Annotated in this window: 34 protein-coding genes and 2 pseudogenes; 24 read left to right on the top strand and 12 right to left on the bottom strand. The window is 54.6% G+C overall.

Features of this window, described 5'->3' with window-relative positions; genetic code table 11:
• Positions 1–141, top strand: a 141-nt coding sequence (locus E1H13_RS23530; protein WP_206070380.1) for a transposase, incomplete at its 5' end; no start/stop codon positions are given.
• A gap of 241 nt (positions 142–382) precedes the next feature.
• On the opposite strand, the gene E1H13_RS23525 is transcribed toward E1H13_RS23530, so the two are convergent.
• Positions 383–529, bottom strand: a complete 147-nt coding sequence (locus E1H13_RS23525) for a hypothetical protein (RefSeq protein WP_169617302.1) — start codon at positions 527–529, stop codon at positions 383–385.
• Between the two features lie 60 nt (positions 530–589).
• On the opposite strand from E1H13_RS23525, the gene E1H13_RS23520 reads away from it, so the two are divergent.
• The 13 genes and pseudogenes from E1H13_RS23520 (at position 590) to E1H13_RS23460 (ending at position 6,472) form a co-directional block, all read left to right on the top strand.
• Positions 590–706, top strand: a complete 117-nt coding sequence (locus E1H13_RS23520) for an element excision factor XisH family protein (RefSeq protein WP_169617300.1) — start codon at positions 590–592, stop codon at positions 704–706.
• Entirely contained in the window at positions 694–1,029 is a 336-nt protein-coding gene (locus E1H13_RS23515) for a XisI protein (protein WP_169617298.1), read from the top strand. Before E1H13_RS23520 ends, E1H13_RS23515 begins: the two co-directional genes overlap by 13 nt.
• 53 nt (positions 1,030–1,082) lie before the next feature.
• A complete protein-coding gene (locus E1H13_RS23510; protein ID WP_169617296.1) occupies positions 1,083–1,550 on the top strand; it encodes a hypothetical protein in 468 nt (155 codons plus the stop codon).
• The gene (locus E1H13_RS23505; protein ID WP_169617294.1) at positions 1,551–2,012 is read left to right on the top strand and encodes a type II toxin-antitoxin system VapC family toxin; all 462 of its coding nucleotides are present in this window, start codon (positions 1,551–1,553) and stop codon (positions 2,010–2,012) included.
• A gap of 231 nt (positions 2,013–2,243) precedes the next feature.
• The gene (locus tag E1H13_RS23500; protein WP_169617292.1) at positions 2,244–2,576 is read left to right on the top strand and encodes a nucleotidyltransferase domain-containing protein; all 333 of its coding nucleotides are present in this window, start codon (positions 2,244–2,246) and stop codon (positions 2,574–2,576) included.
• Positions 2,551–2,940 carry a HEPN domain-containing protein gene (locus E1H13_RS23495; protein ID WP_169617290.1) on the top strand — a complete coding sequence of 130 codons (390 nt, stop codon included), beginning with the start codon at positions 2,551–2,553 and terminating at the stop codon, positions 2,938–2,940. Before E1H13_RS23500 ends, E1H13_RS23495 begins: the two co-directional genes overlap by 26 nt.
• A 243-nt stretch (positions 2,941–3,183) precedes the next feature.
• Entirely contained in the window at positions 3,184–3,396 is a 213-nt protein-coding gene (locus tag E1H13_RS23490; protein WP_169617288.1) for a hypothetical protein, read from the top strand.
• A 90-nt stretch (positions 3,397–3,486) separates the two neighbouring features.
• Positions 3,487–3,630 (top strand): annotated as a pseudogene (locus E1H13_RS28135) (type II toxin-antitoxin system VapC family toxin); the annotation flags it as partial.
• A gap of 92 nt (positions 3,631–3,722) precedes the next feature.
• On the top strand, positions 3,723–3,938 hold the full coding sequence (locus tag E1H13_RS23480) for a hypothetical protein (protein WP_206070922.1): 216 nt from the start codon (positions 3,723–3,725) through the stop codon (positions 3,936–3,938).
• Positions 3,928–4,281, top strand: a complete 354-nt coding sequence (locus E1H13_RS23475; RefSeq protein ID WP_169617284.1) for a type II toxin-antitoxin system RelE/ParE family toxin — start codon at positions 3,928–3,930, stop codon at positions 4,279–4,281. Before E1H13_RS23480 ends, E1H13_RS23475 begins: the two co-directional genes overlap by 11 nt.
• Positions 4,282–4,519: 238 nt before the next feature.
• Positions 4,520–4,762, top strand: coding sequence for a hypothetical protein (locus E1H13_RS23470; RefSeq protein WP_169617282.1), 243 nt, complete (start codon positions 4,520–4,522; stop codon positions 4,760–4,762).
• On the top strand, positions 4,759–5,016 hold the full coding sequence (locus E1H13_RS23465) for a type II toxin-antitoxin system RelE/ParE family toxin (RefSeq protein WP_169617280.1): 258 nt from the start codon (positions 4,759–4,761) through the stop codon (positions 5,014–5,016). The genes E1H13_RS23470 and E1H13_RS23465 overlap by 4 nt, the downstream gene beginning before the upstream one ends.
• 484 nt (positions 5,017–5,500) lie before the next feature.
• Positions 5,501–6,472: a 3'(2'),5'-bisphosphate nucleotidase gene (locus E1H13_RS23460; RefSeq protein ID WP_169617278.1), complete on the top strand. Its 972-nt coding sequence runs from the start codon at positions 5,501–5,503 to the stop codon at positions 6,470–6,472.
• A 64-nt stretch (positions 6,473–6,536) separates the two neighbouring features.
• On the opposite strand, the gene E1H13_RS23455 is transcribed toward E1H13_RS23460, so the two are convergent.
• Positions 6,537–8,348 carry a mechanosensitive ion channel family protein gene (locus tag E1H13_RS23455; RefSeq protein ID WP_169617276.1) on the bottom strand — a complete coding sequence of 604 codons (1,812 nt, stop codon included), beginning with the start codon at positions 8,346–8,348 and terminating at the stop codon, positions 6,537–6,539.
• Between the two features lie 207 nt (positions 8,349–8,555).
• Positions 8,556–8,996, bottom strand: a complete 441-nt coding sequence (locus E1H13_RS23450; protein ID WP_169617274.1) for a hypothetical protein — start codon at positions 8,994–8,996, stop codon at positions 8,556–8,558.
• Positions 8,997–9,263: 267 nt separating this feature from the next.
• On the opposite strand from E1H13_RS23450, the gene E1H13_RS23445 reads away from it, so the two are divergent.
• Positions 9,264–10,862 (top strand): DUF697 domain-containing protein, encoded by a 1,599-nt coding sequence (locus E1H13_RS23445; RefSeq protein ID WP_240966808.1) that lies wholly within the window; start codon positions 9,264–9,266, stop codon positions 10,860–10,862.
• Between the two features lie 145 nt (positions 10,863–11,007).
• Positions 11,008–12,576, top strand: a complete 1,569-nt coding sequence (locus tag E1H13_RS23440; RefSeq protein ID WP_169617272.1) for a peptide ligase PGM1-related protein — start codon at positions 11,008–11,010, stop codon at positions 12,574–12,576.
• Between the two features lie 21 nt (positions 12,577–12,597).
• Here the strand turns inward: E1H13_RS23440 and E1H13_RS23435 are convergent, their stop codons facing one another.
• Together E1H13_RS23435 and E1H13_RS23430 are read right to left on the bottom strand one after the other, a co-directional pair.
• Positions 12,598–13,932 carry a sialidase family protein gene (locus E1H13_RS23435; protein WP_169617270.1) on the bottom strand — a complete coding sequence of 445 codons (1,335 nt, stop codon included), beginning with the start codon at positions 13,930–13,932 and terminating at the stop codon, positions 12,598–12,600.
• Between the two features lie 187 nt (positions 13,933–14,119).
• Positions 14,120–17,644: a COR domain-containing protein gene (locus E1H13_RS23430; RefSeq protein WP_169617268.1), complete on the bottom strand. Its 3,525-nt coding sequence runs from the start codon at positions 17,642–17,644 to the stop codon at positions 14,120–14,122.
• Positions 17,645–17,823: 179 nt separating this feature from the next.
• Between E1H13_RS23430 and E1H13_RS23425 the strand changes: the two genes are divergently transcribed.
• The 4 genes from E1H13_RS23425 to E1H13_RS23410 all read left to right on the top strand — a co-directional run bounded on the left by E1H13_RS23425 (position 17,824) and on the right by E1H13_RS23410 (position 19,238).
• The gene (locus E1H13_RS23425; RefSeq protein ID WP_169617266.1) at positions 17,824–18,105 is read left to right on the top strand and encodes a hypothetical protein; all 282 of its coding nucleotides are present in this window, start codon (positions 17,824–17,826) and stop codon (positions 18,103–18,105) included.
• The gene (locus E1H13_RS23420; RefSeq protein WP_169617264.1) at positions 18,105–18,515 is read left to right on the top strand and encodes a PIN domain-containing protein; all 411 of its coding nucleotides are present in this window, start codon (positions 18,105–18,107) and stop codon (positions 18,513–18,515) included. Before E1H13_RS23425 ends, E1H13_RS23420 begins: the two co-directional genes overlap by 1 nt.
• A gap of 235 nt (positions 18,516–18,750) precedes the next feature.
• The gene (locus E1H13_RS23415) at positions 18,751–19,038 is read left to right on the top strand and encodes a DUF4258 domain-containing protein (RefSeq protein ID WP_206070921.1); all 288 of its coding nucleotides are present in this window, start codon (positions 18,751–18,753) and stop codon (positions 19,036–19,038) included.
• The gene (locus E1H13_RS23410; RefSeq protein ID WP_169617263.1) at positions 19,035–19,238 is read left to right on the top strand and encodes a DUF2283 domain-containing protein; all 204 of its coding nucleotides are present in this window, start codon (positions 19,035–19,037) and stop codon (positions 19,236–19,238) included. Before E1H13_RS23415 ends, E1H13_RS23410 begins: the two co-directional genes overlap by 4 nt.
• Before the next feature lie 15 nt (positions 19,239–19,253).
• Here the strand turns inward: E1H13_RS23410 and E1H13_RS23405 are convergent, their stop codons facing one another.
• The 5 genes from E1H13_RS23405 to E1H13_RS23385 all read right to left on the bottom strand — a co-directional run bounded on the left by E1H13_RS23405 (position 19,254) and on the right by E1H13_RS23385 (position 21,007).
• Positions 19,254–19,478 carry a helix-turn-helix domain-containing protein gene (locus E1H13_RS23405; RefSeq protein WP_169617261.1) on the bottom strand — a complete coding sequence of 75 codons (225 nt, stop codon included), beginning with the start codon at positions 19,476–19,478 and terminating at the stop codon, positions 19,254–19,256.
• Positions 19,479–19,672: 194 nt separating this feature from the next.
• Entirely contained in the window at positions 19,673–19,978 is a 306-nt protein-coding gene (locus E1H13_RS23400) for a HigA family addiction module antitoxin (protein WP_169617253.1), read from the bottom strand.
• A gap of 12 nt (positions 19,979–19,990) precedes the next feature.
• Positions 19,991–20,284 (bottom strand): type II toxin-antitoxin system RelE/ParE family toxin, encoded by a 294-nt coding sequence (locus tag E1H13_RS27500; RefSeq protein WP_169617251.1) that lies wholly within the window; start codon positions 20,282–20,284, stop codon positions 19,991–19,993.
• 256 nt (positions 20,285–20,540) lie between these two features.
• Positions 20,541–20,798, bottom strand: coding sequence for a Txe/YoeB family addiction module toxin (locus E1H13_RS23390; RefSeq protein WP_169617249.1), 258 nt, complete (start codon positions 20,796–20,798; stop codon positions 20,541–20,543).
• Positions 20,795–21,007 carry a prevent-host-death protein gene (locus tag E1H13_RS23385; protein WP_169617247.1) on the bottom strand — a complete coding sequence of 71 codons (213 nt, stop codon included), beginning with the start codon at positions 21,005–21,007 and terminating at the stop codon, positions 20,795–20,797. Before E1H13_RS23385 ends, E1H13_RS23390 begins: the two co-directional genes overlap by 4 nt.
• Before the next feature lie 177 nt (positions 21,008–21,184).
• Here E1H13_RS23385 and E1H13_RS23380 point away from each other — a divergent pair, with 177 nt between their 5' ends.
• The 3 genes from E1H13_RS23380 to E1H13_RS23370 all read left to right on the top strand — a co-directional run bounded on the left by E1H13_RS23380 (position 21,185) and on the right by E1H13_RS23370 (position 22,285).
• A complete protein-coding gene (locus tag E1H13_RS23380) occupies positions 21,185–21,421 on the top strand; it encodes a hypothetical protein (RefSeq protein WP_169617245.1) in 237 nt (78 codons plus the stop codon).
• Positions 21,422–21,622: 201 nt separating this feature from the next.
• On the top strand, positions 21,623–21,841 hold the full coding sequence (locus E1H13_RS23375) for a hypothetical protein (RefSeq protein WP_169617243.1): 219 nt from the start codon (positions 21,623–21,625) through the stop codon (positions 21,839–21,841).
• A gap of 180 nt (positions 21,842–22,021) precedes the next feature.
• A complete protein-coding gene (locus tag E1H13_RS23370; protein ID WP_169617242.1) occupies positions 22,022–22,285 on the top strand; it encodes a hypothetical protein in 264 nt (87 codons plus the stop codon).
• A gap of 46 nt (positions 22,286–22,331) precedes the next feature.
• Here the strand turns inward: E1H13_RS23370 and E1H13_RS23365 are convergent, their stop codons facing one another.
• Together E1H13_RS23365 and E1H13_RS28130 are read right to left on the bottom strand one after the other, a co-directional pair.
• Positions 22,332–22,637 (bottom strand): HigA family addiction module antitoxin, encoded by a 306-nt coding sequence (locus tag E1H13_RS23365; protein ID WP_169617240.1) that lies wholly within the window; start codon positions 22,635–22,637, stop codon positions 22,332–22,334.
• Between the two features lie 67 nt (positions 22,638–22,704).
• Positions 22,705–22,872, bottom strand: a pseudogene (locus E1H13_RS28130) (transposase); the annotation flags it as partial.
• Positions 22,873–23,419: 547 nt separating this feature from the next.
• Between E1H13_RS28130 and E1H13_RS23350 the strand changes: the two are divergent.
• Entirely contained in the window at positions 23,420–23,629 is a 210-nt protein-coding gene (locus tag E1H13_RS23350) for a hypothetical protein (RefSeq protein WP_169617237.1), read from the top strand.
• Positions 23,630–23,718: the final 89 nt, after the last annotated feature.

Here is a 23,718-nt window from a genome sequence, read left to right as displayed (position 1 = left end):
TTGAGAATAACGAATGGAGTTGTAGAGGGAATAAATAATAAGCTTAAGTTGATTAAGCGATTGGGTTATGGCTTTTCTAATTTCGACAATTTCAAGTTAAGAGGTTTGTTGCCGTGGGTATTTCCGTTTAAAGCAGCATAACCAGACCGGAAGAGCCAATTTTCTCTCACGCTCAGCCTCATCTGAAGGTGCCAAAACCACAATTCCAGAAAGGACTATTGTAGAAGTGACAGTGATTCCAAGTAATGATATAAATTGCTTGGCTATTGAAGATCTAGTTTCTTCTCTGCTTTTGATAAGAAAGCTTTTGAGGCTCTCTTTTTCTTGAGAGGTTAGATCTTCTACGACAGACGTAAAGTCCCCTGGTGGCTGCTGATTAGCACTATTTCCCTTGAAAACAGGTAAGTTCAGCAGATTGCGTTGAGGCGATCGCCCCTTCCCCCACAGCCATCAGTGCCTCTCTGCCGTAGCGGCGATCGCTCACCACTTCACCACTAGAGAAGAATTGCCCCCTTTGTAGCGATCGCATGTCATCCAGTGCTCTAGTCCTCCCTCACCTTACAATGGGGGTAGCCGTAGCTCACAATCGATGCCAGCCAAAGACCTCTTTCACGACACCGTACGCAAAGCCCTTGAAAAAGACGGCTGGGTCATCACCATTGTCTTTGACCCTACTACAGAGGAAATTCTTCAATGGACATCCTAGACCAGTGGCGTACAACTTTAGAAAAAATGCTGCAATCCTATGCAGAATTACCCTATACCTTGGGAGATGTGTCTACCTATGTGGTTGCAAGTCGCGACGGCAACCACTTCTTTCTGATGCATGAAGGCTGGCAAGGCAATCGGCGGATTCATGGGATGGTGGTTCACGCCGAAATCCGCGATCGCAAAATTTGGATTCACTACGATGGTATCGAGGGCAGTATTACTGAAGAACTAGTAGCCGCTGGCATACCTAAAGAGAGTATTGTGCTAGCGTTTCATCCACCCTATGTTCGAGAACATACGGGTTATGCCGTCGCTTAAAAGAATCAAATTAGGCGATCGCGTTCGCGGAGCGTCTCTGCAAGAGAAAGCGTGTGCAGCGCACAATCGCCCCTTCCCCCACAGCCATCAGTGCCCCCTCTGCCCTAGCGGCGATCGCGCTACCCGCCGTGAGCCCCACCAACCCATTGATACAATGGTTAGGCTCCAACCTTGTGCAGGCTGCTACCCAAAGCATTGACGGAGAACCTTCCATGGACAAGACCGTTAACCTTGCGATTCCCTTCGACCTTCTTTTGCAGGCGATCGCCAGCCTCAGCCCCGCCGACAAGCAACGGCTCCGGCAGTGTCTTGATGCCGATGCTGATGCCTCTACCGGTCAAGCGATCCCATCAACTAGCCAACCCTTGCCTCCAGAACAGATCACACTTCACCAGGCATTAAAGGCCTCTGGCTTAGTAAAATCGGTGCGTCCACTCGCTGCCATAACCCAAAACACTTTTCAGCCTGTTCCTATCCAGGGCCTAGCCCTGTCCCAAACCATTTTGGATGAGCGGCGCTAGATGGCTGTTTATTTCTTGGACAGCAGCGCCCTGGTCAAGCGGTATATCCGTGAAACAGGGACAGACTGGGTTTCAAGCCTGTTTTCGCCTGATTTGGGCAACGACTGCTTTGTAGTTGCAATCGCAGGCGTTGAAATTGTTTCGGCCATTACGAGACGAGCCCGTAGCGGCAGCATCAAACTCACCGATGCTGCTTTGGCCTGCACTCAGTTCAAGCAAGATTTCCAGGCAACTTACCAAGTCATTGAAATTACTGAAGATATCATCCAAGTGGGCATGTCTTTAGCTGAAACAAGAGGGCTGCGAGGCTATGATGCCGTGCAGTTAGCTGCCGGTTGTGCCGTCAACGCCCTTTGCCTAACAAGCGGTTTACCGCCTTTAATTTTTGTCTCAGCCGACAACGAACTCAATGCCGCTGCCAGCAGCGAGGGGTTAGCTGTTGAGAATCCCAACGAGCGATAGTCTTGACCAATCTTTCTTGAAACTGGGCAAGTTCAACGGGTTGCATGGGGGCGATCGCGTTCGCGGAGCGTCTCTGCAAGAGAAAGCGTGTGCAGCGCACAATCGCCCCTTCCCCCCAGTCACCAATGCCCCCTCTGCTGTAGCAGCGATCGCGCTGTCCGCAGTGAGCCCACCACCCCATTGATACAATAGTGAAGCCACCCAGCGCCTTTCTCCTGCGGGCAATCTGCCATGCTTACCCAAGCCACTATTCAACAAATCAGCGATCGCATCGTCGATCGCTTCCAGCCCGAGAAAATCATTCTCTTTGGCAGCTATGCCCGCAGCGAAGCCCACCCCCACAGCGACCTAGACCTCCTCGTTGTTGTAGACACCCTTCCCCCTCGCGGCCAACGCAGTGCCCCCATCCTCAAAATGCTAGCCCAAGACTATACCGAACCCATTGACATTATTGTTCGCTCAGCTCAGGCCATCAAAGATTGGGAACAGGTGCCCGGTAGCTTTGCTCACCAGGTGACCACCGAAGGAGTTGTGCTCTATGACCGCCAAAAGCAACCAGCCTGACGCCTGGTTTACCAAAGCAGAAGCTGACTTACGAGCTGCTGAGTTACTGCTCAAAACCGCCAATCCCTTACTGGATATTGTCTGCTACCACGCCCAACAATGTGCAGAGAAATATCTCAAGGGCTATCTTATTTTACGCAGCGTTTCATTTAAGTTTGTCCACGAACTGGTCTATCTAACTCGGCTTTGTGTAGATCAAGACCCCGCATTTTCGGAAATTATTGATATAGCCTCAGAACTTCAGGACTACGCAACCGGCGTTCGATATCCAGATGACGATCTTGATGAGCCTACTTTTCAAGAAGCTGAGAGAGCCGTTAATTTTGCCAAAGAAATTAAAGCTTTTATTATGCAACGAGTTTAGAATGCGCTTGTAGACCCACTTAAAAATGTAGGCATTACTCAAATTAAAACTAAGCACTATGCCTAGACCAGTCTTCCTTGCAGTCAAGTCTAGCGGGTTGGATAGGGGCGATCGCGTTCGCGGAGCGTCTCTGCAAGAGAAAGCGTGTGCAGCGCACAATCGCCCCTTCCCCCACAGCCACCAACGCCCCCTCTGCCCTAGCGGCGATCGCTATAATATGCAAAAGCCTTCACACCTGCCGCCATGACTTCTCAACAACTCGAAGAGCGCTCCCAGCACCTTGAAGCACGAGTCGCGGCCCTGGAGACAGAACTGGCTCAGCTCAAACAGGTGTTGTCTAGTCTTTTGCAGAAGCCAGCTCCCTGGTGGTCAGCGATCGCAGGCAGCTTTGAAAACGATCCTAGCTTTGATGCCGCGATGAGCTTTGGGCAAGACTGGCGCAAGACCGCTGATTGAGTAGCTGCTGCGGTATGTACATCCTCGATACCGATCACCTCAGCTTCATCCAGCGCAAGAATCAAGCCGGTCAGCGCATCTTACACACCGTTACGAAAAGCCTATCCTCGCCTTGGCACAATGGATCTGAAAATTGCTGCGATCGCGATTTCACTCCAAGCAACTCTTCTGACCCGCAATACCTCAGATTTTAAGCAAATAGCAGGCTTGGTAGTTGCAGACTGGTCAGCGTAACAGCCGCCAGCGCCTCTCTGCCCTAGCGGCCCCTGCGCAAAGGTTACACTAGTAGAGTTGTTCGCCCACGTCCCATGACCGCAGGCTCCCCCATGACCCCTACTAACGTCGTGCTCGATGCTGTAATGCAAGAGATCGAGCAAATGCCTCCCGAGTACCTGCCCAACCTATTGCAGATCGTGCGGCTCTTTCGCGAAAGCGTCACCCTCAAAAGCGCTGAAGAAAGCTTTCGCCAGGGCTGGCACGAAGCCATGACCGGCCAAACCATCCCCCTCACCGAGCTGTGGGACGGCATTGATGCCGAGTGAGCTCCCGTCAATTGAGCTTGAGGTTTCGTCTGACTTCAAGCGTAACCTCCGTGCCCTGGCCAAGCGCTATCGCCACATTCGCTCAGATTTGAAACCCTTGCTAGATCAGCTACAGGTAGGGGAATGCCCCGGCGACCAAATTTCAGGCATTGCTTATGCAGTCTTTAAAGTACGACTCAGGAATAGCGATGCCCAGCGTGGTAAGAGCGGTGGTTACCGAGTGATCTATTATCTAAAGACCCAAAACAAGATCATTCTGGTGACTATCTACTCCAAATCTGATCAGGGTGATATCTCAGACAAAACAATTTGTCAAATTATCGAAAACCACCAGACGGGGTAGACGGGATAGTCATTGTTTACTACTAAACTCAAACTCTTCCAGGTCGTCTAATTTTCTTTGAAACCAGGCAAGTTTAGCGGGTTGCGTTGGGGCGACCCCTTAGCCCACAGCCACCAACGCCCCCTCTGCCCTAGCGGCGATCGCGCTGCTCGTCGCGAGACCCACCAACCCATTGATACAATGGTGAAGCTCCAACCTTGTGCAGGTTGCTACCCGAAGCATTGACGGAGAACCTTCCATGGACAAAACCGTTAACCTCGCGATTCCCTTCGACTTTCTTTTGCAGGCGATCGCCAGCCTCAGCCCCGCCGACAAGCAACGCCTCTGGGACTTTCTCGATAGCGACCTACAAGACGCTGCTGATGACTCCTTTGATGCTGAGGAAGAAGCTGAAGTAGCTACTGCCTATGCCGAGTACGCAGCCGGAGAGTTTGTCACCCTAGAGGAATACACCTCGCAACGGTCACAGCGGACAGCATGAGCTATTCCATCGTTGTGCCCAAAAGCGTACAAAAGCAATTAGATAAGTTGCCAGAGCAGGTTTACCAGCGCATCCTCAAAAAGATCCGGCTCCTGTCAGACGAGCCTCGCCCTCCTGGCTCCCTTAAGCTAAAGGGAGTAGAAGCCGAATACCGCATTCGAATTGGCGACTATCGTCTGCGCTATAAAATTGATGATGACAAACAAATTATTATTTTAGGCCGGTGCAAGCACCGCAGGGACGTTTACGAATAAATCCTGCATTGTCAATACTCAAGCTGCTTTAGGTAGCCTAGTCTTTCTAGAAACCAGTCAAGTTCAGCGAGTTGCATTGGGGCGATCGCCAATCCAGTTAGCGTCCCCGACCTAAGATCTGCTCCGCCGTTAGGTTCAGCTCTGGAAAAGTGGCAGAGATAATTGTCTGACTGCCGCGCAGCTGAGGGGCGTTTGGCGAATGGATGGATTGACAGCGAGAGTCATAGGTCAGCGTAGCCTGGTTAATATTTCCAGCTTATCAAACGAACCATGGCTCAAGGCTAAATAGCTCATAGCGAAGCCCACTAACCCAGCCACCTAGTCTTGCCTTAGAGAGGCCTGTGAACTGGGGTATTATGGCGCGAAGACACCCTACAACATCCCTAGCGGCAGTCTAGAAACCGTAAAGATAGCCAAGCCCCCTGGCCAGGGGTCAGACGGCTGGCCTATGCTGGGGTGACGTTATTTCTATATCGAAAAATTTATGGCTTACGACTTAGAAAAACAGGTGGCGATCGCGGCAGTGACCCAGGCGGCTCAGCTCTGTGAAGCGGTGCGTCAGGGGCTGGTGCCCGCTGCCATCGAAAAAAATGACAAAAGCCCGGTGACCATCGCTGACTACGGTGCCCAGGCGGTGATCTGCAAGGCTCTGGCGGCGGCGTTTCCCGCTGACCCGGTGGTGGGGGAAGAAGACACCAAGGACCTGCGCCAACCGGCCATGGCCCCGGTACTGAGCCAGGTCACCCAACAGGTGCAGGGGGTGCAGCCTGGGGCCACCGACAGCGATGTGCTGAGCTGGATTGACCATGGCAACGGCGATGTGGCCCGTCGCTATTGGACCCTGGACCCAATTGATGGCACCAAGGGCTTTTTGCGGGGAGATCAATATGCGATCGCCCTGGCTCTGGTCGAAGATGGCGATCTTAAAGTCGGGGTGTTGGGTTGCCCCTTTCTAAGCTTTGGGAACGAAACTGGCCTACTACTGGTGGCGGTGCGGGGGGAAGGCACCATAATGATGCCCCTAGCCAGTGGGGAGCCCCAGCCGTTGCAGGTGGCCAGCGCTGATGACACTGCCCACTTACGGTTTGTGGAAAGTGTGGAATCGGGCCACGGTAACCAAGACCAGCAAAGCGCGATCGCCAAAGCCGTGGGCATTACCGCCCCCTCCATGCGCATGGATAGCCAGGCCAAATATGCCGCCGTGGCCGCCGGGCAAGCCGTCCTCTACTTGCGCCTGCCGTCCCCCAAATCCCCAGACTACCGCGAGAAAATCTGGGATCATGCCGCTGGGGTACTGGTGGTACAAGAAGCCGGGGGCAAGGTTACCGACATGCACGGTAAACCCCTAGACTTTGGCACCGCCGCCCGTTTTCCCAACAATCAGGGGGTGGTGGTCAGCAATGGGGCCATTCACGACACGGTGCTAGCGGCCCTAAAGCAAGGGCAGCCGGTATAAAAGCGGCGGGTGGGTAGGGGGGCCAACCTGCCCACCTACCGTTCAGATCATCTCCCTGCCAGCGTTATTGATTATTGATGGTGTGCATCGGCTGGGGCTGTTCTGGGGGTAAGTTTCCCTCTTGGAGCCACACCTGGCGGGGAGTACCAATTTGAATGTTGTTCTGGTCAAAGGCGAACTTCAGCCGTCGGCGAAACTCCATGGCCACCAGCCATTGCTTCAGTGGCATGGTCTTGATCCAAATCTGAATTAGCACCCCGGTGTGGGAAATTTCTTGAACCCCCAAGAACTCGTGGGTATCGAGAATCAGCGGTTGCCACTTAGGATCAGTGGCCATGGCGTCAGCGGTATCTTGCATCACCGCCAGGGCCAAATCGATATCGCTGTTGTAAGCCACCTCTACATCCACCGTCGCCCGTGACCAGTTGCGGGTCATGTTTCTAACATGGGCAATCGAACTATTGGGAATCGTAATTAACTCCCCGGCCGGGTTACGCAATTGGGTAATCCGCAGATTCAGGTTTTCCACAAAGCCATCGATGTCGCCAATCATCACCACATCGCCAATGCGAAATTGATCTTCCAGCAAAATAAAAAAGCCATTCACCAGGTCTTTCACCAGGTTCTGGGCCGCAAAGGACAGCAATAAAGCCACCAGCGTACCAATGGCGATGACCGATCCTGGCACCAGGTTGAGCCATTGCAAGACCCACAGCAAACCAGCGGTATAAATCAGCACCATCTTTACCCCCTTGATCACTTGAGCCAGGGTGTGGATGCGCTGTAAATTGGTAGAATTCAGCGGTTGACCTTTAACCACCTTTTGCATAAAGCGATCAACCGCTAGGTTAATCAACCGATCGGCCAGCCCGACCACAAACCAGACCACCAAAACCATGATTGGTGCGAAAACTAGGGTACTGGCGAACTGGCGTGTCTGGGGAAACAGCCGTAAGCCGTAGACGGTGCCCAAGGCCCAAGCCGCGGCAATGCCCCAAAACAAGAGCCATCGCAGCAATCGCACCCCATGGAGCCGTCGCTCCAGACTCAAGTGTTGGTATAATCCGGCCTGCAAACGGGAATCGAGCTGTTCGGTCGGTTTATCCCCGGGGACGGCATCGTGAGCTTTGATTAATGCGGCTTCTGCGGCCCGTCGCTGACTCAAATGCTGCTCGCGCCGCTTCAGCCAAACCCGAATCCCCCCCAACAGTGCCGTCACGATGATCACAGCGGTCAATATCTTAGCCGAGGTGATTAAGCCTTGTCTAAAGGCCTCAGGCTGCCGCAGGGCGATCGCCTGACTTAACTTTCCTTCTTCTGCTTCTTCTCCACCTCCACCTAAAATTTCGGCCCATTCTGCTGCCAGGGCTTCACGGGTGGTGCCATGGTAGTCGGCATCGGCATCGGTGACGGTCAGCAGCACCCGTTTATCAACCAGGCCCACATCGTCCACCATCAGCACGGGATAGCGATCAACCGTCTCAATCACCACCTCCATCGTTTCTGGATTCAGCTGCAGACTATTCGCGTGATGAGGGGGAATAAGCAGACGTCTCAAGTTAGCTTGGATTTGCTCAGCCCGGGTTTCCACTGGAATTTGGTCACCCACTTCGGTTCGATTCATCACCGCTGGCGAGGCAATTCGAAATAGCTCTTCCCCATCCAGATAGATGCCAGCTGATTCCAACTGCCCATCGCGTTGCACATCACTCGGCAAAGGCTCACTAGCGGGCGGCAAGCCCGGCAGCGGAATCATTTGTGCCATCCCCTGACTGATCATCAGCGGGTGCGTCAGCACCACCAAAGCCGCCACTAGAGTGGCAAGGGCGATTTGGCGCAGCTGTCGAGCCTGACACCAGAAACGAGGGGTAAACATAAATCAACATTACGAATGTTCAAGAAACAACTTAACCTCTTGATTCAGTATGTCAACCGTGCTGGGGTAGGACTTTATCTCAACATCTAAGACATCTGGGGACATCTCTATTTTTTTATATGATCCGCCCATGCACCCTACTCAGGTCAAAGCTCACCTTGACAGGGCTGGAGGGACACTGCCCACCGCTCTTAACTCAGTGCCATTCTAAGTAGGGGGAGTCGTCTCAGTATTAACCCCATACAGCTCTCGGACTGAATCTTGCAGCAGGATGACCAGCGTGATCAGCCCTAGCACCGTGCCTATGGGGGTAAACAGCAGAGCCACACAGGCGATCACCACGCTATACCAGTAGTGCTTTTGCTGCCGCAGCCAACGGCCTGACAGCACCAGGGCCACCGCCAGAATGAAGCCATACAACAAAAAGGCCGCACCAATCACTAAAAAGATCACCCCAGCCAAGGCAGCGGGCGGATCATTGTCTGTGGTGCCCAAACTGGCTGGGTCCAGCAGCACCGCACCCCCAATGGCCACAAAAATCAGCGAAAACAGCGACAGGGCCAGCACCAGCCCAGCGACAATAAAGTGAAAAATCGACAAAACCTTAAGGCGTTCCCGATCTTGGGCGTGGGAGGGGCGTGTGGCCATGGGGTAGTCCCATCATTGGATTCCCTAGTTTTAGCTGGGATGGCGTCCCTGTGACAACAGGACCTGGTATCCAATAGCACTTGGCAAAGACACGATCATCTATACAGAGGGTGTTAGGTGTCAGGTGTTAGAAAGGGTTGGCTGACCATACATTGGGGTACTGTGCAGTGCCAGTGCTAAACATTAGGGTGCCGTAGGAGGCTTGACAATCGTGACGGCTGGATGGTTTCGCTATGCTAAACCTATTAGCTTCAGGCCTCAGTTCCCATGACCGATTCCGAACCACCGCTACTAAAACCCACCGCCGATTCCCTGATTTGGGAAGAGGTGGAGCAGGCCCTGGACCAGATGGTGCAAGAGTCGCAGGCGCCATCCCAAGCATTGAGTCAGCGTGATTCGGTGGATTCTGTTCATCCGGCGGATTCGGTGGATTCGGTGGATGCCGCCACCTGGGATGCGGTTGAGCAAGAGTTAGGGGACCTGGTGGGAGAATTTCAGGACCTGCAAGATGATCTCAACTACCGCCGGGCTCAAGATGCCCTGCAGGACTTAATCCAACGGCTGAAGCTGACCCCCCGGGAACAGGCGGGGTTAGAAGATGCCATGCAAAGCCTCAGCGGTCTGCTGGATAAGCTAGAGCACACGGTGGTGCACATTGCGGTGTTTGGTTTGGTGGGGCGAGGCAAGTCGTCGCTGCTGAATGCTCTGCTAGGGGAGGAGGTGTTTGAAACCGGCCCCACCCACGGGGTCACCCAGGTGGTAGAAAGCACCCGCTGGTCAGTCAGCCGTGAAACTTTGGAAGGAGATACCCCGGACCTGCTGCGGGTGTCCCTGAAAAGTGTCGGCCAGTCTAGCATTGAGCTGATCGACACCCCAGGGCTAGACGAGGTAGCGGGGGAAGACCGGGAGGCCCTGGCCCGCCGGATTGCGGCACAGGTGGACTTAATTTTGTTTGTGATCGCCGGGGATGTGACCCGGGTAGAATACGAGGCGCTGAAGGCATTACGCCAGGCCAGCAAACCGATGTTGCTGGTGTTTAACAAGGTGGATCAGTACCCGGAGGCTGACCGGCAGGTGATTTATGAAACCTTACGCGATCGCAGACTGCAAGACCTGATTTCCCCCGATGAGATTGTGATGGCCGCATCCTCGCCCCTAGTGGTGCGAGCTGTGCCCCAAGCGGATGGCCCAGTCACCTACCAAACAGTGCGGGGCCAGCCCCAGGTGGATGAGTTAAAGCTAAAAATTCTGGACATTCTGCAGCGGGAGGGCAAGGCCCTAATTGCCCTGAATACGCTGATGTATGCCGATACCGTGAGCGCCGAAATTTTGCAGCGCAAGCGGCAAATCTGCGATCGCATCGCCGATGACACCATCTGGAATGGCACCCAAATCAAAGCGGTGGCCGTAGCCCTCAACCCCATCACCCTGGCCGATCTGGTTAGCGGGGCGATCATTGATGTCGCCCTGATTGTAGTGTTGTCGCGGCTGTATGGTTTGCCAATGACCCAGGCAGCCGCCATTAAGCTGCTGCGGCAAATCGCCTTGGGATTGGGGGGAATTAGCATCAGTGAGCTGGTGGTCACCCTGGGGCTCAGCTCCCTGAAAGGTGTACTAGGCGTGTCAGCGGTGGCCACGGGGGGATTGTCCCTGGCCCCTTACATTCCGGTGGCCATGGCCCAGGCGGGGGTGGCCGGAGTCGCCACCTACAGCATCGGCCAGGTGACCAAAACCTATCTGACCAATGGGGCCACCTGGGGACCGGATGGACCAAAAGCGGTGATCAGTCATATTCTCGATAGCCTCGACGAAACCTCAATTCTGAACCGGATCAAAGACGAGTTAAAAGCTAAGCTCATCCCCTAAGCCCATGTTGATACGCGCTGATATTCTCTGTCCTTGAGTCTGTCCTTGAGGTAGAGGACTAGGGGTTAGGGCGTCGGGCTATACTCATGTCAAGCCCGTCAAGTGACAGTACCCCTTTCCAGAGGGCAGGAGTCCTAATATAGTAATGACAAAGGAAACGGCAGTCGCCCCAGACCTATCAACACCCCAGGCAGTCTCCCCCTCACATTTTCGACACTTGCAGTCAGCCCTGCGCGATCGCTGGTGTTCTACCGACGAGTTCGACACAGAAGAACGTCACATCTTAGTGATCCCCTCCCTCAGCCTCGATCAAGAGGAACTACAAAAGATCGAGGGGGTCAACCACTACGAAGAGCGGTTGCTTTTTTCGCTGATTCGACTGCGCAACCCCAACACTCGCCTGGTGTATGTCACCTCCCAGCCGCTGCACCCCAGCATTGTGGATTACTATCTGGAACTGCTGCCCGGTATCCCCAGTTCCCATGCCCGGGAACGGTTGACCCTATTTGCGGCCTATGACAGTTCCCGCAAGCCCCTGACCCAAAAACTGCTGGAGCGGCCCCGCTTACTCGCCCGCATCCGCAAAGCCGTTGACCCCCAGCAGGGCTACATGACCTGCTACAACACCACTCCCCTGGAACGGGAGTTGTCCCTGGCCCTGGGGCTACCCCTGCTGGCTTTGGATCCAGACCTGTTGCATTGGGGTACCAAAAGCGGCAGTCGAGACATCTTTCAGCGCTGCGGCATTCCCCATCCCATTGGCAGCGAACTGGTGTTTTCAGAAACCGAACTGGCCCAGGTCACCGCCGATGTGTGGGAGCAAGATCCTAGCCTGAAGCGGATAGTGATCAAGCTCAATCAGGGCTTTTCGGGAGAAGGCAACGCCATCCTTGACCTGCGTCCCTTGCATGGGATTGCACCAGGCACCGTCAGCCACCGCGATCGCGCCCAGGGGCTAATCGATGCGTTTCATCACCTCAGCTTTCAATGTGCGACGGAAACCTGGCCCCACTTTGCCACCAAAGTGCCAGTCCTGGGGGCGATCGCCGAAGCCTTTGTGGAAGGCGACCACAAGCAATCCCCCAGCGTTCAGGGCCGAGTCACCCCCCTGGGGGATGTGGAAATTCTCTCCACCCACGACCAAGAGCTGGGTGGTCCCGATGGTCAAATTTTTCTGGGTTGCTCGTTTCCGGCCCGGCCCGACTATCGGTTGGCGATTCAAGAGATGGGTCAGCGGATCGGCCATGAGCTAGCCAAAGAAGGCGCCCTAGAACGCTACGGGGTCGACTTTATTGCCGTCCCCCAGGGGGATGCTGCTGCGCCCCAGTGGGATCTACAGGCGATTGAAATCAACTTGCGCAAAGGGGGCACCACCCATCCCCTGATGGCGATGAAAATGCTGACTGAAGGCCGGTTTAGCCAAGAAGACGGCTTATTTTATACCAAGCAGGAGCAGGTGCGCTATTACCGTGCCTCCGACAACCTGCAAAAGCCCCACTACCGGGGGCTACTGCCCAGCGACCTGATGGATATTATTGTCTCGAAACAACTGCACTTTAACTCTATCAGTGGCGTCGGTGCCGCATTTCACCTGATAGGCTGCCTGTCTGAATATGGCAAGCTAGGCCTCACCTGCATTGGTACCAGCCCCGACCACGCCAGCGAAATTTATGACCAGGTGGTGGCAGCCCTGGATGAATCGACCCAGGACTGAGGGGGAAGAAATAATCAAAGCTTAGTGCTGCCCGCGGATGAGCCAAATGTGGCTGGCGGTTTGAGGGCGAAAGGTGCTGTAGGCAATAGCGATCGCTCCGTCTTCATTCACCGCCAGCTTGCGCATTAGGAGCCCCTGCTGGCTACCCATTGCCCCTAACTCCGGGTTGAGGGTAGCCGGTATCGCTATGGGGTCGGCAAAACTCTGGCCACCATCCTGAGACCGGGTGAGCCCCAGGCCCCGGGGCCGGTCGCGCCAGCGGGGAAACAGATCCCACAGCACGTAAAGGGTATCGTCGGCATCTAGGCCCAACGCCGGAAAGTTAACGCTTTGATAGGTGTCGCTATGGTCGGCGGCGATGGCCTTGGGGGGAGAGAACTCTGCGGCTTCCGGGGCACGTTGGGTATAGCGGATGTGGTAGCGTTGCCGTCGCCCCGCTGGACTTTCTCCATAGACCAGATGCAGCGTTCCCTGGCGATCTACAGCGATTTTGGGCGCTTCCGAGTGGCCCTCAGACCGATGGACCACCTGGGACGGCTGAAACGACTGCCCCTGGTCCTGGGACTGGGTGATGTGAATATCCGCTGCGTCATCCTCTCCCACAGTCCAGGCCAGGTATAGTGCGCCCGCCGCATCTGCCGCTAGGGCTGGTCCGCGGGCGGGGGGATTTGGCCCGGCAAGGGTGATTGGTGCTGAAAAGTGCTGGCCATTGTCCATGGAACGACTGAACTGGAGTCGACCTTCGTATTCGCTCCAGGCTGCATATATATTCCCTGACGCCTTGATCAAATCTAGGCTGCCATTGTCCCAACGATTGGCACTGAGTCGCCCCTTGCCTGCCCCCGCCACCGTATTGGACAAATTCATCGGTGGACTAAAGCTGCGACCGCCATCGGTAGAGCGGGAAAAGAAGATTTCACCCCCGTGGGAGCCCCCCGAAAAGACAATATCTTGCCAGAGTATATAGATATTCTGGGCATCATCTGTGGCAATCACCAGCCGCGGCAACCAGGAAAAAACCTCTGGACTCCTAGAGACATTGACAGGCTGCTCTAGTTGGGGTTGGCCGTCGGCTCCAAATCGTTGAAAGAAAATATCTTGCTGAGTCTGGTCGGCCCAGGCTACACCGATAATGCCTTGGTCATTGATCGCCACCGTGGGATCATCGACATAGTGAAACTCTGAGTCATTCATCTGCCACGGTCCCCGCCGGGCATCGCCCTGGGCAACCTCCAGGGGCGCTGTCCAGGTCACCCAGTCAGCCGAGGCGGGCTCCCTAGCCGGCCCTTGGAGCAGCGCAATGGCTAACAGGGTCAGCACCCCCAAACTGATGCTGATAATGGCGGGCACTCGCATGATGCACACAGATTTAGCTGGACCGGTAATGCTATTTTATCGGGCAGAGACCTTGCCCAACCGCCATGAAAAGCTTTGTGATTAAGGCTGAGACCAGGACATTGCTGCCCAGGGCTCGCAGGTGCGATCGCTGGTAGATCCCCACTCAGGAGGAGTGGACCATCCTTCATGCCCTGTCCTGGTTGGGTTAAGTCCTGTTGGTCCGTCGGGACTCCGCCACTTGTTTGATGCCCTGTTCCACATTCAGCCAGGCCCCATCGCGATTAACCCACTGGGTTACCGCTTTGCCATCCTTGGGTAAACACTGGAGTTTGCTAAACGGCGTATCTTTCCAATCCGTCGGCCTGACGATGATCGGAATCACCCGAGCTTCCCCGGCCTGGTGCCGCTCCATTGCTCGCTTCATTTCCAAGTCGTAGCAGTAGTCAGAGGCGATAAAGTCGGCGCTAATCAGCAGCAGAATGATATCGGCCCGGTTCAGGTTGTCGTCAATGTCCCCGGCCCACTCATCGCCCGGCAGAATGCGGCGATCGTGCCAGGGTTGGATCAACCCCTGCCGTTGCAATAGCTTCAGGTGGGTTTCCAGCTCATCCCGCAGGGTTTCGTCTTTGTGGGAATAGCTGTAGAACAAACGCAGGGCTTGGCTGTGGCGATCCATGGCGATGGTAGGTGGGCGGCTGCCCTCCAAATCTACCCCATTCAGCAAGTCGCGCACGTTGAGGCTGATCAGCCCCTCCCCCGTGAACACATCAAAGCTGGTCTGGCGGTGCTCTTCCCGTACCAGCAGCTCTTTGTAGTCCACGGTTACATCAGGATGCCCCGGCACCGGCACCAGCTCTTTGGGGGTGAACTTAAAGCTGCGGTGGATGCGCTCAAAGTCGGAGCGGATCACCGCCAGTAGCCTGCGCCGACTGGCCATGGGGCCATCCACACTGATGGCCACACAGCGATCCTGGGGGTCGGCCTTGACCAGGGCGCGGTTGCCTTCAAAGGTGAGAATCACCCCGGTGCGCCAGCGCAGTTGGTGCTGGCTCAGCACGTGGGTACGCACAATGAACCGGGGCAGCAACCCCTCCGGCAAAATCGGATACTCGTAGCGAAAGTTGAGGCACTGGGCCAGGTCAAACTCGGCAGCGGCAGCGGGCTGCTGCTTGTCCAGTAGGTCGGGAATCAGGTAGCGATGCTCGTCATCTTGAAAGCGAAAGCACAGCTCGAACTTGCGCATCAGCTCCAGCAAAAAGCCGTGGCGCTCGGGCGGGTAGTTTTGGCTGTCCAAGTGGCGGCCCAGGCAGGCGGCTTCCATTTCGCCCTTGGCATGGGCCAGCTCGTCAGCGTTGAGCAGGGTGTAGATGCCGCTGGTGACCCAGTAGGGGTTGAGCACGTGGGTATCGCGCAGGCGGGGGTCGTCTTTGTAGTTGAGGGCAATGCCGAGGCTGTGGAGGTGGACAGCGAGGGAGTCTTGCGCCCCATAGTCAGTCTCGCCATCGGTTTTGCACAATTCCCGGTACTGCTCGAAGGAAATGTAGTTCTGGGCCATGGCCGACAGCCGATCTTTGATCGCCACCCAACTGGCGGGGAAAGGATCGCGCAGGTGCTCCAGGGCGTCGGTCTCTCGCTCGATGGCGGCCCGGAGCTGGTCAATGCCAAACCCGGTTTCACAGTCGGTTTGCAGGAAGCCGCGAATGTTGGGGAATTTTTGCTGCAATGCGCCCCGGTTGACATCGAACGGGTGCTCCTGAATTTTGTTGAGCACCACCAGCACGGGGGAGCTGCCGCCAAAGCCCTGGATAAGTTCGAGCCAGTACTCGGCATCAGCATCTTCATGCCCCTGACGACCGTTGAGCACTAGCAGGTACAGGCTGCGCTCGGTGAGAAAGAACTGGTGGGTCGAGTGCATGATCTCTTGCCCACCGAAGTCCCACACATGAAGCGTGATATCTTCGGAGTCGTTGAGTGTAATCGGCCACTGAGTAATTTGAATGCCCTCAGTCTTGGCAGATTTTGGGTCAAAGTTCTGATAGATCAGGCGATTGGCCAAGGAGGTCTTTCCCACCGCACCAAAGCCCACCAGAATGAGCTTGGATTCGTTGAGAGGCTGACAATGGGCTAGTACTCGAAAATAATAGTTGAGAATATCTTGGGGGTTGGCAGCGGTTGCTCCATTATTAACGTCTTGATCAGTAGGGCCAAGGACTTCATCGGAAATGCCCAGCTTTTTATTTCCGTGGAGTAAAAGCGTTTTTAGACTAGAGAGATTTAAGAGAAAATTAGGCAAGATTGAAAGCCCGTTATGGGTTATATCTAGGCGTTCAAGCTTAGTTAATTTTTCAACAAAAGCGGGGATCGTCGTCAGTTGATTTTTGTCGAGGTAAAGCTCTGTCAGATTGGCCAGTTGCCCCAGGCTCTCAGGGATTATTGTCAGTTGATTTTGATAGAGGGAAAGCTCTGTCAGGTTGGTCAATCGCCCTAGGCTATCAGGGATCGCCGTCAGTTGATTTTTGGAGAGAGAAAGCCTAATCAGATTGGTCAGTTGCCCCAGACTATCAGGGATCACAGTCAGTTGATTTTGGTGGAGATAAAGCCGAGTCAGATTGGCCAGTTGCCCCAGACTATCAGGAATCACAGTCAGTTGATTTTGGTGGAGATAAAGCCGAGTCAGATTGGCCAGTTGCCCCAGACTATCAGGGATCGCCGTCAGTTGATTTTGGGAGAGGTCAAGCTCCGTCAGATTGGCCAGTTGCCCCAGGCTATCAGGGATCGCCATCAGTTGATTTTGGGAGAGGTCAAGCTCCATCAGATTGGCCAATTGACCTAGGCTTTCGGGGACTACATTCAGTTGATTTTTGAAGAGGCTAAGCTCCGTCAGATTGGCGATTTGACCCAGACTTTCGGGGATCGCTGTCAGTTCATTATAGTGGAGGTAAAGTTGAGTCAAATTGGTGATTTTTCCCAGGCTTTCGGGGATCGCAATCAGTTTATTATTGGCAAGACTAAGCTCCGTCAGACTAGCAAGCTTTCCCAAGCTTTCAGGGATCGCAGTCAGTTGATTTTCGAAGAGGCTGAGCTTCGTCAAATTGGCGAGCTTCCCCAGGCTGTCGGGGATCGTCGTTAGCTGATTTTGGTAGAGGCTGAGCTCCGTCAAATTAGCGAGTTTACCTAGGCTTTGGGGGATCGTAGTTAGTTGATTAGAGTCGAGGTGAAGCTGAGTTAGATTTGTGAGTTGACCCAAGCTTTCGGGAATCTCTGTTAGTTGATTTTCAAAGAGGCTAAGCTCCATCAGACTAACTAGCTTCCCCAAGCTATCGGGGATTGCAGTTAGTTGATTAGAGTCGAGGTAAAGCCGAGTCAGATTGACCAGTTTCTCCAGGCTCTCGGGGATCGCCGTTAGTCCTAAACTTGATAAATCAAGCTCAGTTGCGCCACTTTCTAAGGCTGCCTGAATTCGCCTTTCTGCCTCTGCACCCCCCCCTGTAGCTTCTTTTGCCAACCCGATCGCATCCACCTCTACCCCCAACACCCCAGCGATCGCCCTCACACTCTCCCCACCTACCCGCTTCCCCCGCTCTGGGTGAAACAACCGGCTCACTGTGTTCGCACTCACCCCCGCCCGCTGGGCGATGGCGACAAACGTCCACCCCCGTTCCGCCTTCGCCTGCTGAAGCAGCCTCACCCCCTCTGGACTGGCCAAAAAACCGCGCGATTGAGACGACATAGGCATTAGCGACAAAAAGATCTTTGTTTAAGGGTATCCGGCGATTTTAGATTTTGGATTGGTTATTTTGGATTGGGGGTCACGTAGGGTGTCGTTAGGCAGCCGCAAGATTCCGCTCCATCGAAAAGCTCCACCCCCTAGGCCAAGGTTACAATAGGGGTCTAGAGCATTAGCGACCTATGACCCAAGAACAAGATCTATTGGTGCGTTGGCGATCGCTGCCTGCCGAGCAGCAGCAAACCGTGCTGGATTTCATCCAATTCCTTCATACTAAACGACCCTCTGCCCCGGTCGCCTCTGCTGCTGTACAACTATCTCTGGGCGATTCCGGGACGGACCGCTTCGCGAATCGCCTCCGTAATCTCCGTAGCCAAATTGTTGCCAGCGGGGAACCCCTGCTCAGCCAAGCTGCCCTGGAGCAAGAACTGGCTTCTCGCCGTGGAGGCGTAGAGCCAGATTAATGACGCGCACCTTTGTAGATTCAGGCGTTTTGATTGCCGCTGCGCGTGGGGAAGATGCGATCGCTGAGGCCGCTCTGAGTTTTTTGTTCGACCCTGCCCGGGTCTTTGTTTCAAGCCCATTTGTCAGGCTAGAGGTGCTGCCCAAGGCTGTTTTCAACCAGAAAATGGTTGAGGCCGAATTCTACGAAACATTCTTCGGTGCAGTAGAGACCTGGGCAACCGATATCGACACCTTGATTCAGCAGGCCCATGCGATCGCCTGCAACTATGGCCTAGCCGCTATGGATGCTCTGCACGCCGCCGCTGCGATCGCTCTAAATGCAGAAGACTTCCTGACGACCGAAAAGCCCACTAAGCCTATGTACCGGGTTCCCAACCTTCGAGTCATATCCGTTTTCGAGGGCAATTAAGGGAGTTAGACAACCGCAAAGATCCACCTCTTCGCCTGCTGAAGCAGCCTCACCCCTTCCGGGCTGGCCAAAAAACCGCGCGATTGAGACGACATAGGCGTTAGCGACAAAAAGAGCTTTGTTCAAGGGTATCCGCCGATTCCAGAAACCGGGTTGCTTCTTTGGCTTATCCTAACCCTTCGTCCCTGGCCCAGAAACCTGGTTTCTCTCCTCGGTATCTATTCTCGAGCGGCTTATGGGGGTTGATAATGACATTACCGATCAGCAAGCCATAATGACAGAAGGCTTTGAACTCACCGAACATGCCCGCTATCAAATGCAGGATCGTGCGATTCAGCCAGATTGGGTAGAGTCAACGCTATCTGCACCCCAAAGGCAGTTGCCCTTAGCCGATAGCCATGGCAATACTCACTATCTCAAGCAAATTCCCGACTTTGGCAACCGCTGGTTGCGCGTCGTTGTCAACCCCACCGTTGACCCAAAGCGAGTTGTAACTGTCTTTTTTGACCGGAGAGTGAAATGAAGCTAGTAGTCCACAAAGACGACGATGCCCTATATCTGCGTCTCGACGATACCGCGATCGTTGAATCAGAAGAGGTGAGCGACGGCATCATTCTCGACTACAACGCCGAGGGCAAGGTCGTGGGGGTTGAAGTTCTGTACATCAGCCAGCGCAGCCCAAACTCTTGGCAACAAATTCTTTTAGAAACTACCCCTAGCTAGGGAAGGCGTAGGTTGCTAACGCTTGGTTAGAAAGCCCCATCGCCCTGGGCTAATCGCCCTCACACTCTCCCCACTCACCCGCTTCCCCTGCGACCGGTGAAACAACCGACTCACCGTATTCGCACTCACCCCCGCCCGCTCGGCGATCGCCGCAAACGTCCACCCCCGTTCCGCCTTGGCCTGCTGGAGCAGCCTCACCCCCTCCGGGCTGGCCAAAAAACCGCGCGATTGAGACGACATAGGCATTAGCGACAAAAAGATCTTTGTTTAAGGGTATCCGGCGATTTTAGATTTTGGATTGGTTATTTTGGATTGGGGGTCACGTAGGGTGTCGTTAGGCGGTCAACAGCCCTTGCTACCCATCCCAAGATTACGCTCCGCCGTAACGCACCGCTTACTCCTCGCCAGAAACCCAACCCCTAACCCAAGTAAGTCTAGGAAGCCGCCTTGTAAGGATGAATCTGCGCCAGGGCTTCGGCTTCTTCCTGCTGAGCCTGGTAAAGATCCCACCGTAGTTGTAGCGTCAGCCAAAAATCGGCAGACATGGCAAAAAACTTAGCCAACCGCAGCGCTAACCCTGGTGTTAACCCCTGCTGCCCGCTGATCACCGCCTCAACCTTGGCAGCTGGCACATTAATGGAGGTTGCCAATGCCTGAGCAGATAAATCCATCGGCACCAAAAATTCTTCCAGCAGCATTTCGCCGGGGTGGGTCGGTGGTCGATGGGTTGGCACTCTCATAACGCACTCATACTAGTGGTAGTCAACAATCTCAACCTCAGTTGCCCCTTGGTCTGACCAGCCAAAACAGATGCGGTACTGGTCGTTGATGCGGATACTGTACTGCCCAGTGCGATTACCCTTCAGCAATTCCAACCGATTACCAGGGGGCACCTTTAGGTCATCAACGCTAATCGCTGAATCAATCTGGTCGAGCTTGCGGGTAGCTCGCTTCCAAAGGCCTTGGGGGCAAACAGCCCTCGCTACTTTAGAAGCTTTACCATTGAAGATGTCCTCGGTGCCCTGATTGTGGAATGAGTGGATCACCTTTAACTACCCTTGCTAGCGCTAGCATAGCAAATCACCTTAACGGCCCGTAGCAGCCTCACCCCCTCCGGGTTAGCGAGAAAACCGCGCGATTGAGACGACATAGGCGTTAACGCCAAAAAGATCTTTGTTCAAGGATATCCGGCGATGCCAGAAACCGGGTTGCTTCTTTGGCTTGTCATAACCCTTGCCCCTGGCCCAGAGACCCAGTTTCTAGGTACTCCAAGCCGTACCGCGTTGCCTACTTGCCGAACCCTTAGTAGTGATACCGGCAGGCTAAAATGCGAATTTTGTCGTCTTTGATTTCGTAAACCAGACGATGCTCTTGGGTGATGCGGCGCGACCAGCAGCCTTGAAGCTCATGCTTGAGCGGCTCTGGTTTGCCGGTGCCGGTAAACGGCGTCCGCTGAATTTCTTTGATTAGCTTGACGATGCGAAGGGCAGTCTTACGATCCTGCTGAATCCACCAGGCCAGGTCTTCAAGGGCGTCAGTGTCGAACTCAACAGACTTCATTCTAGGCCGAGGTCTGCGATCGCGGTCTCCAAGGCAACCCCCACCGAGCGTTGTCTGGCGACCAACAGCCGCTGACGCATGGTGTCACTTTTAAGCAGATGCTGGGTTTCTAGCTCACTCAGAATATCTCGCCAAAGCTCAATGGAGAGGATAACGCTGGTTACCTCGCCCTGCTCATCCGACACGTACTGTACTGGGAGATTCTGCATAGAAATGGCGATTACTCTACCTGCTTGAAGTGTAGCAAGAGAGATGGCAACACCGCCCGCGGCCATCCCTCGCCCCGCCCCAGTCACCCGATTTCTAGCTAACGGCCTGTAGGATGTGTTCGCAGCCCCCCATTACCCCCGTAGTACCATGGGAAACACCATCCAAACCCACCAGCCATGGCCGAAACCGCGATCGCATACATCACAGCTCCAGACGGCAATCCCAAAGCCGTCGTCATTCCCATCGACCTGTGGCGACGGCTCTTGCCCCAGGGAGAAACCTCCCTTGAGCAATTGGCCGAAAACCTGGAAGACTACTGCCTGAGCAACGCCATGGATGAAGCCCAGGCCACGCCCCTGCTGAGCCGAGAAGAAGCGATGCGTTTTCTGGCCGAGTCGGATCCGGGTTGGTAACTATCGTGTCGGTCTTGAACTCAATGGCGAGACCCTGGAGATCATGCGAGTTTTGCACCGTCGAGAGCTTTATCGCTACTTTCCCTAAAGCGCGATCGCCACTCCAGCCCCCAGCCAAACCCTCCCATAGGCCGCAACGCACCGCTGGCCTATGGCATTGACTATGATGAGCATAGCTATCATTTGCCTAGGAGCGCAGCTATGGAAACCATTGCAATTCAGGTCGATGGGGCGATCGCCAAAGCATACCGAGAAGCCGCCCCCGCCGAACAGCACAAGATCCAGCAACTTTTGAACCGCTGGCTAAAACAAGCCATGCAACACCGCTTCCTCGACACCATCATTCAAGACATGCAGACCCAGGCCCAGGCCAGCGGACTGACCCAGGAGATTTTGAACGACATCCTCGACAATGCATGAGAATCGGGTTGTCGTCGATACAAACACCCTGATCAGCGCTGTCCTGATAGCTTCATCTTTTAGCAGAGTGACCCTGTAAGAGACGTATGACCCATGGCCAGGTTTCTCTGCATGGTGGGCGGTGTATCGGGCGATCGCCTCTATGATTGAGGTAGAACTCCTCCGGCGGAGCCATTGCCAATGACCGTAACGCCAGAATCCAGAGACTTTCAAAGTGAAGTTCTTGAGCGCCTGGATCGCCTAGAGCAAAAACTCGATACTGATATTCAGCGGCTGGACGAACGTACCAACAAATGGGAAGAGCGGTTCTTACAACTGTCCAGGGACAACCTAGCCATCTCACGCACCGTCATCATTGCAGCGGCCACTGTGGTTATTTTCGGCAGCTTGCTAGACAAAGCAGACATTTTAGTTGAGGGTGCCGCCCGGCTGTTTGGCAAATGAGGGGGCCATAGGCGGTGCACCGGGGCGATCGCTCCCCTCCTTGGCGCTACGAGGCTGCCTGGTACGGGTGGATCTGGGTCAGCGCCTCAGCCTCCTGCTGCTGGGCCTGGTAGAGATCCCACCGGAGCTGTAACGTCAGCCAAAAATCCGCAGACATGGCAAAAAACTTGGCAAAGCGCAGCGCTAACCCCGGCGTTAGTCCCTGCCGTCCGCTGATCACCCCCTCAACCAAAGTGGTTGGCACCTTGATCGAAGCGGCCAGCGCCTCAGCAGACAGCCCCATCGGCAACAAAAATTCCTCCAGCAGCATCTCGCCGGGGTGGGTTGGTGGTCGATGGGTTGGCAGTCTCATGGGGTACTGTGAAAAATCCTCTGCTCTAAGGGTACTGGAGTTTAGACTATGGCCATAGTCTAAACTCCAGTACAAAGGCATCAATCGCAAAAGGACGAGTTTTTCTAACCTGAGTGATAGCTTTCCGTAGTGCATGGCGACCTGTCTCACGACACAGCCAGGGCTGGCGTTGATAGGTGACTTGGGTGATGAAGTAGGTGCCACCTGCAATTCCAGGTCTTCGATAGTTGGGCATGGGAGAATGCAGGTCAAGGATTGACGTTAGGATGCCCAAAAATAGGGTGCGTTTGCTGTTCAGCAACGCACCCTACAGCAACTTAACCCAAGGCTGGGCGTGGTGTGTGAAACGCGAAGCCATGAAACGGAGTGAAGTGGCGTAGCCCCCTGGGTAGCTCACTCTGCTGCTCGAAGAAAGACAGCAATGGAGGGGCCGACCGTATAGCGCAAGTCGTTATTAAGTCGTGAATGAGCTGACCACCCTCGACTGTCTTCCTGGTCAAGCTCCCTACAGTCGTTATCGAGCGTGTCTGCGAGCCTTTCCTATAGTTTGCTGCAGATGTGCGTGGGTGGCCAGGGCGGCGTTTATCTCGGTAATGGCTATTTCATGGCCCAACTGGCGACTAGCCTTAGCTCGATAGTGGCTGAGATGTTTACGACTTCCTAGAAAAATGGGCTGATGAGGAAGTGCGTACCGTAGCTAACTTGGCTGCGGCGATCGTCACATTAGAGGCCCGAAAGCGTCAGGCAGAGAAGCCCACCGACCAGGAACCAGGGGGGCAGTCATGACCCAGAGCAGCGATCGCAGCACGACCAGCCACTTTGCCATCAATGAGGATTGTTGTCGCAAGATGGCAGCCAAGTATGGCTGGACACTGCTGGAGGCACGGCGACGAATTGCGGCTCGTGACCCGCTGGTGGTGGAGTGTATCTTTAAGGGTGATGCCCAATTCCCGAAGAGCCCGATGGACTTCTCAGGAGGTAATGACCAATGAGCCGCCTAATTACTCCCGGTTCGCTCATTTCTAAGGAGGTTCCTCAGATTCTGGCCCCAGCCGAGTGTAAATACTCACCGGGAAGTTGA

Source organism: Nodosilinea sp. P-1105 (genome assembly GCF_012911975.1).
GTDB lineage: Bacteria > Cyanobacteriota > Cyanobacteriia > Phormidesmidales > Phormidesmidaceae > Nodosilinea.
The sequence above is the reverse complement of the archived record's forward strand: the minus strand, read 5'-3'. Positions and strand labels throughout refer to the sequence as shown.

What these genes read in the sequence shown, in the direction of transcription:
- E1H13_RS23525 (WP_169617302.1), bottom strand. Translation starts at nt 529, where the DNA reads ATGCGATCGCTACAAAGGGGGCAATTCTTCTCTAGTGGTGAAGTGGTG.
- E1H13_RS23520 (WP_169617300.1), top strand. Translation starts at nt 590, where the DNA reads ATGCCAGCCAAAGACCTCTTTCACGACACCGTACGCAAAGCCCTTGAA.
- E1H13_RS23515 (WP_169617298.1), top strand. Translation starts at nt 694, where the DNA reads ATGGACATCCTAGACCAGTGGCGTACAACTTTAGAAAAAATGCTGCAA.
- E1H13_RS23505 (WP_169617294.1), top strand. Translation starts at nt 1,551, where the DNA reads ATGGCTGTTTATTTCTTGGACAGCAGCGCCCTGGTCAAGCGGTATATC.
- E1H13_RS23500 (WP_169617292.1), top strand. Translation starts at nt 2,244, where the DNA reads ATGCTTACCCAAGCCACTATTCAACAAATCAGCGATCGCATCGTCGAT.
- E1H13_RS23495 (WP_169617290.1), top strand. Translation starts at nt 2,551, where the DNA reads ATGACCGCCAAAAGCAACCAGCCTGACGCCTGGTTTACCAAAGCAGAA.
- E1H13_RS23490 (WP_169617288.1), top strand. Translation starts at nt 3,184, where the DNA reads ATGACTTCTCAACAACTCGAAGAGCGCTCCCAGCACCTTGAAGCACGA.
- E1H13_RS23480 (WP_206070922.1), top strand. Translation starts at nt 3,723, where the DNA reads ATGACCCCTACTAACGTCGTGCTCGATGCTGTAATGCAAGAGATCGAG.
- E1H13_RS23475 (WP_169617284.1), top strand. Translation starts at nt 3,928, where the DNA reads ATGCCGAGTGAGCTCCCGTCAATTGAGCTTGAGGTTTCGTCTGACTTC.
- E1H13_RS23470 (WP_169617282.1), top strand. Translation starts at nt 4,520, where the DNA reads ATGGACAAAACCGTTAACCTCGCGATTCCCTTCGACTTTCTTTTGCAG.
- E1H13_RS23465 (WP_169617280.1), top strand. Translation starts at nt 4,759, where the DNA reads ATGAGCTATTCCATCGTTGTGCCCAAAAGCGTACAAAAGCAATTAGAT.
- E1H13_RS23460 (WP_169617278.1), top strand. Translation starts at nt 5,501, where the DNA reads ATGGCTTACGACTTAGAAAAACAGGTGGCGATCGCGGCAGTGACCCAG.
- E1H13_RS23455 (WP_169617276.1), bottom strand. Translation starts at nt 8,348, where the DNA reads ATGTTTACCCCTCGTTTCTGGTGTCAGGCTCGACAGCTGCGCCAAATC.
- E1H13_RS23450 (WP_169617274.1), bottom strand. Translation starts at nt 8,996, where the DNA reads ATGGCCACACGCCCCTCCCACGCCCAAGATCGGGAACGCCTTAAGGTT.
- E1H13_RS23445 (WP_240966808.1), top strand. Translation starts at nt 9,264, where the DNA reads ATGACCGATTCCGAACCACCGCTACTAAAACCCACCGCCGATTCCCTG.
- E1H13_RS23440 (WP_169617272.1), top strand. Translation starts at nt 11,008, where the DNA reads ATGACAAAGGAAACGGCAGTCGCCCCAGACCTATCAACACCCCAGGCA.
- E1H13_RS23435 (WP_169617270.1), bottom strand. Translation starts at nt 13,932, where the DNA reads ATGCGAGTGCCCGCCATTATCAGCATCAGTTTGGGGGTGCTGACCCTG.
- E1H13_RS23430 (WP_169617268.1), bottom strand. Translation starts at nt 17,644, where the DNA reads ATGTCGTCTCAATCGCGCGGTTTTTTGGCCAGTCCAGAGGGGGTGAGG.
- E1H13_RS23425 (WP_169617266.1), top strand. Translation starts at nt 17,824, where the DNA reads ATGACCCAAGAACAAGATCTATTGGTGCGTTGGCGATCGCTGCCTGCC.
- E1H13_RS23420 (WP_169617264.1), top strand. Translation starts at nt 18,105, where the DNA reads ATGACGCGCACCTTTGTAGATTCAGGCGTTTTGATTGCCGCTGCGCGT.
- E1H13_RS23415 (WP_206070921.1), top strand. Translation starts at nt 18,751, where the DNA reads ATGGGGGTTGATAATGACATTACCGATCAGCAAGCCATAATGACAGAA.
- E1H13_RS23410 (WP_169617263.1), top strand. Translation starts at nt 19,035, where the DNA reads ATGAAGCTAGTAGTCCACAAAGACGACGATGCCCTATATCTGCGTCTC.
- E1H13_RS23405 (WP_169617261.1), bottom strand. Translation starts at nt 19,478, where the DNA reads ATGTCGTCTCAATCGCGCGGTTTTTTGGCCAGCCCGGAGGGGGTGAGG.
- E1H13_RS23400 (WP_169617253.1), bottom strand. Translation starts at nt 19,978, where the DNA reads ATGAGAGTGCCAACCCATCGACCACCGACCCACCCCGGCGAAATGCTG.
- E1H13_RS23390 (WP_169617249.1), bottom strand. Translation starts at nt 20,798, where the DNA reads ATGAAGTCTGTTGAGTTCGACACTGACGCCCTTGAAGACCTGGCCTGG.
- E1H13_RS23385 (WP_169617247.1), bottom strand. Translation starts at nt 21,007, where the DNA reads ATGCAGAATCTCCCAGTACAGTACGTGTCGGATGAGCAGGGCGAGGTA.
- E1H13_RS23380 (WP_169617245.1), top strand. Translation starts at nt 21,185, where the DNA reads ATGGCCGAAACCGCGATCGCATACATCACAGCTCCAGACGGCAATCCC.
- E1H13_RS23375 (WP_169617243.1), top strand. Translation starts at nt 21,623, where the DNA reads ATGGAAACCATTGCAATTCAGGTCGATGGGGCGATCGCCAAAGCATAC.
- E1H13_RS23370 (WP_169617242.1), top strand. Translation starts at nt 22,022, where the DNA reads ATGACCGTAACGCCAGAATCCAGAGACTTTCAAAGTGAAGTTCTTGAG.
- E1H13_RS23365 (WP_169617240.1), bottom strand. Translation starts at nt 22,637, where the DNA reads ATGAGACTGCCAACCCATCGACCACCAACCCACCCCGGCGAGATGCTG.
- E1H13_RS23350 (WP_169617237.1), top strand. Translation starts at nt 23,420, where the DNA reads ATGACCCAGAGCAGCGATCGCAGCACGACCAGCCACTTTGCCATCAAT.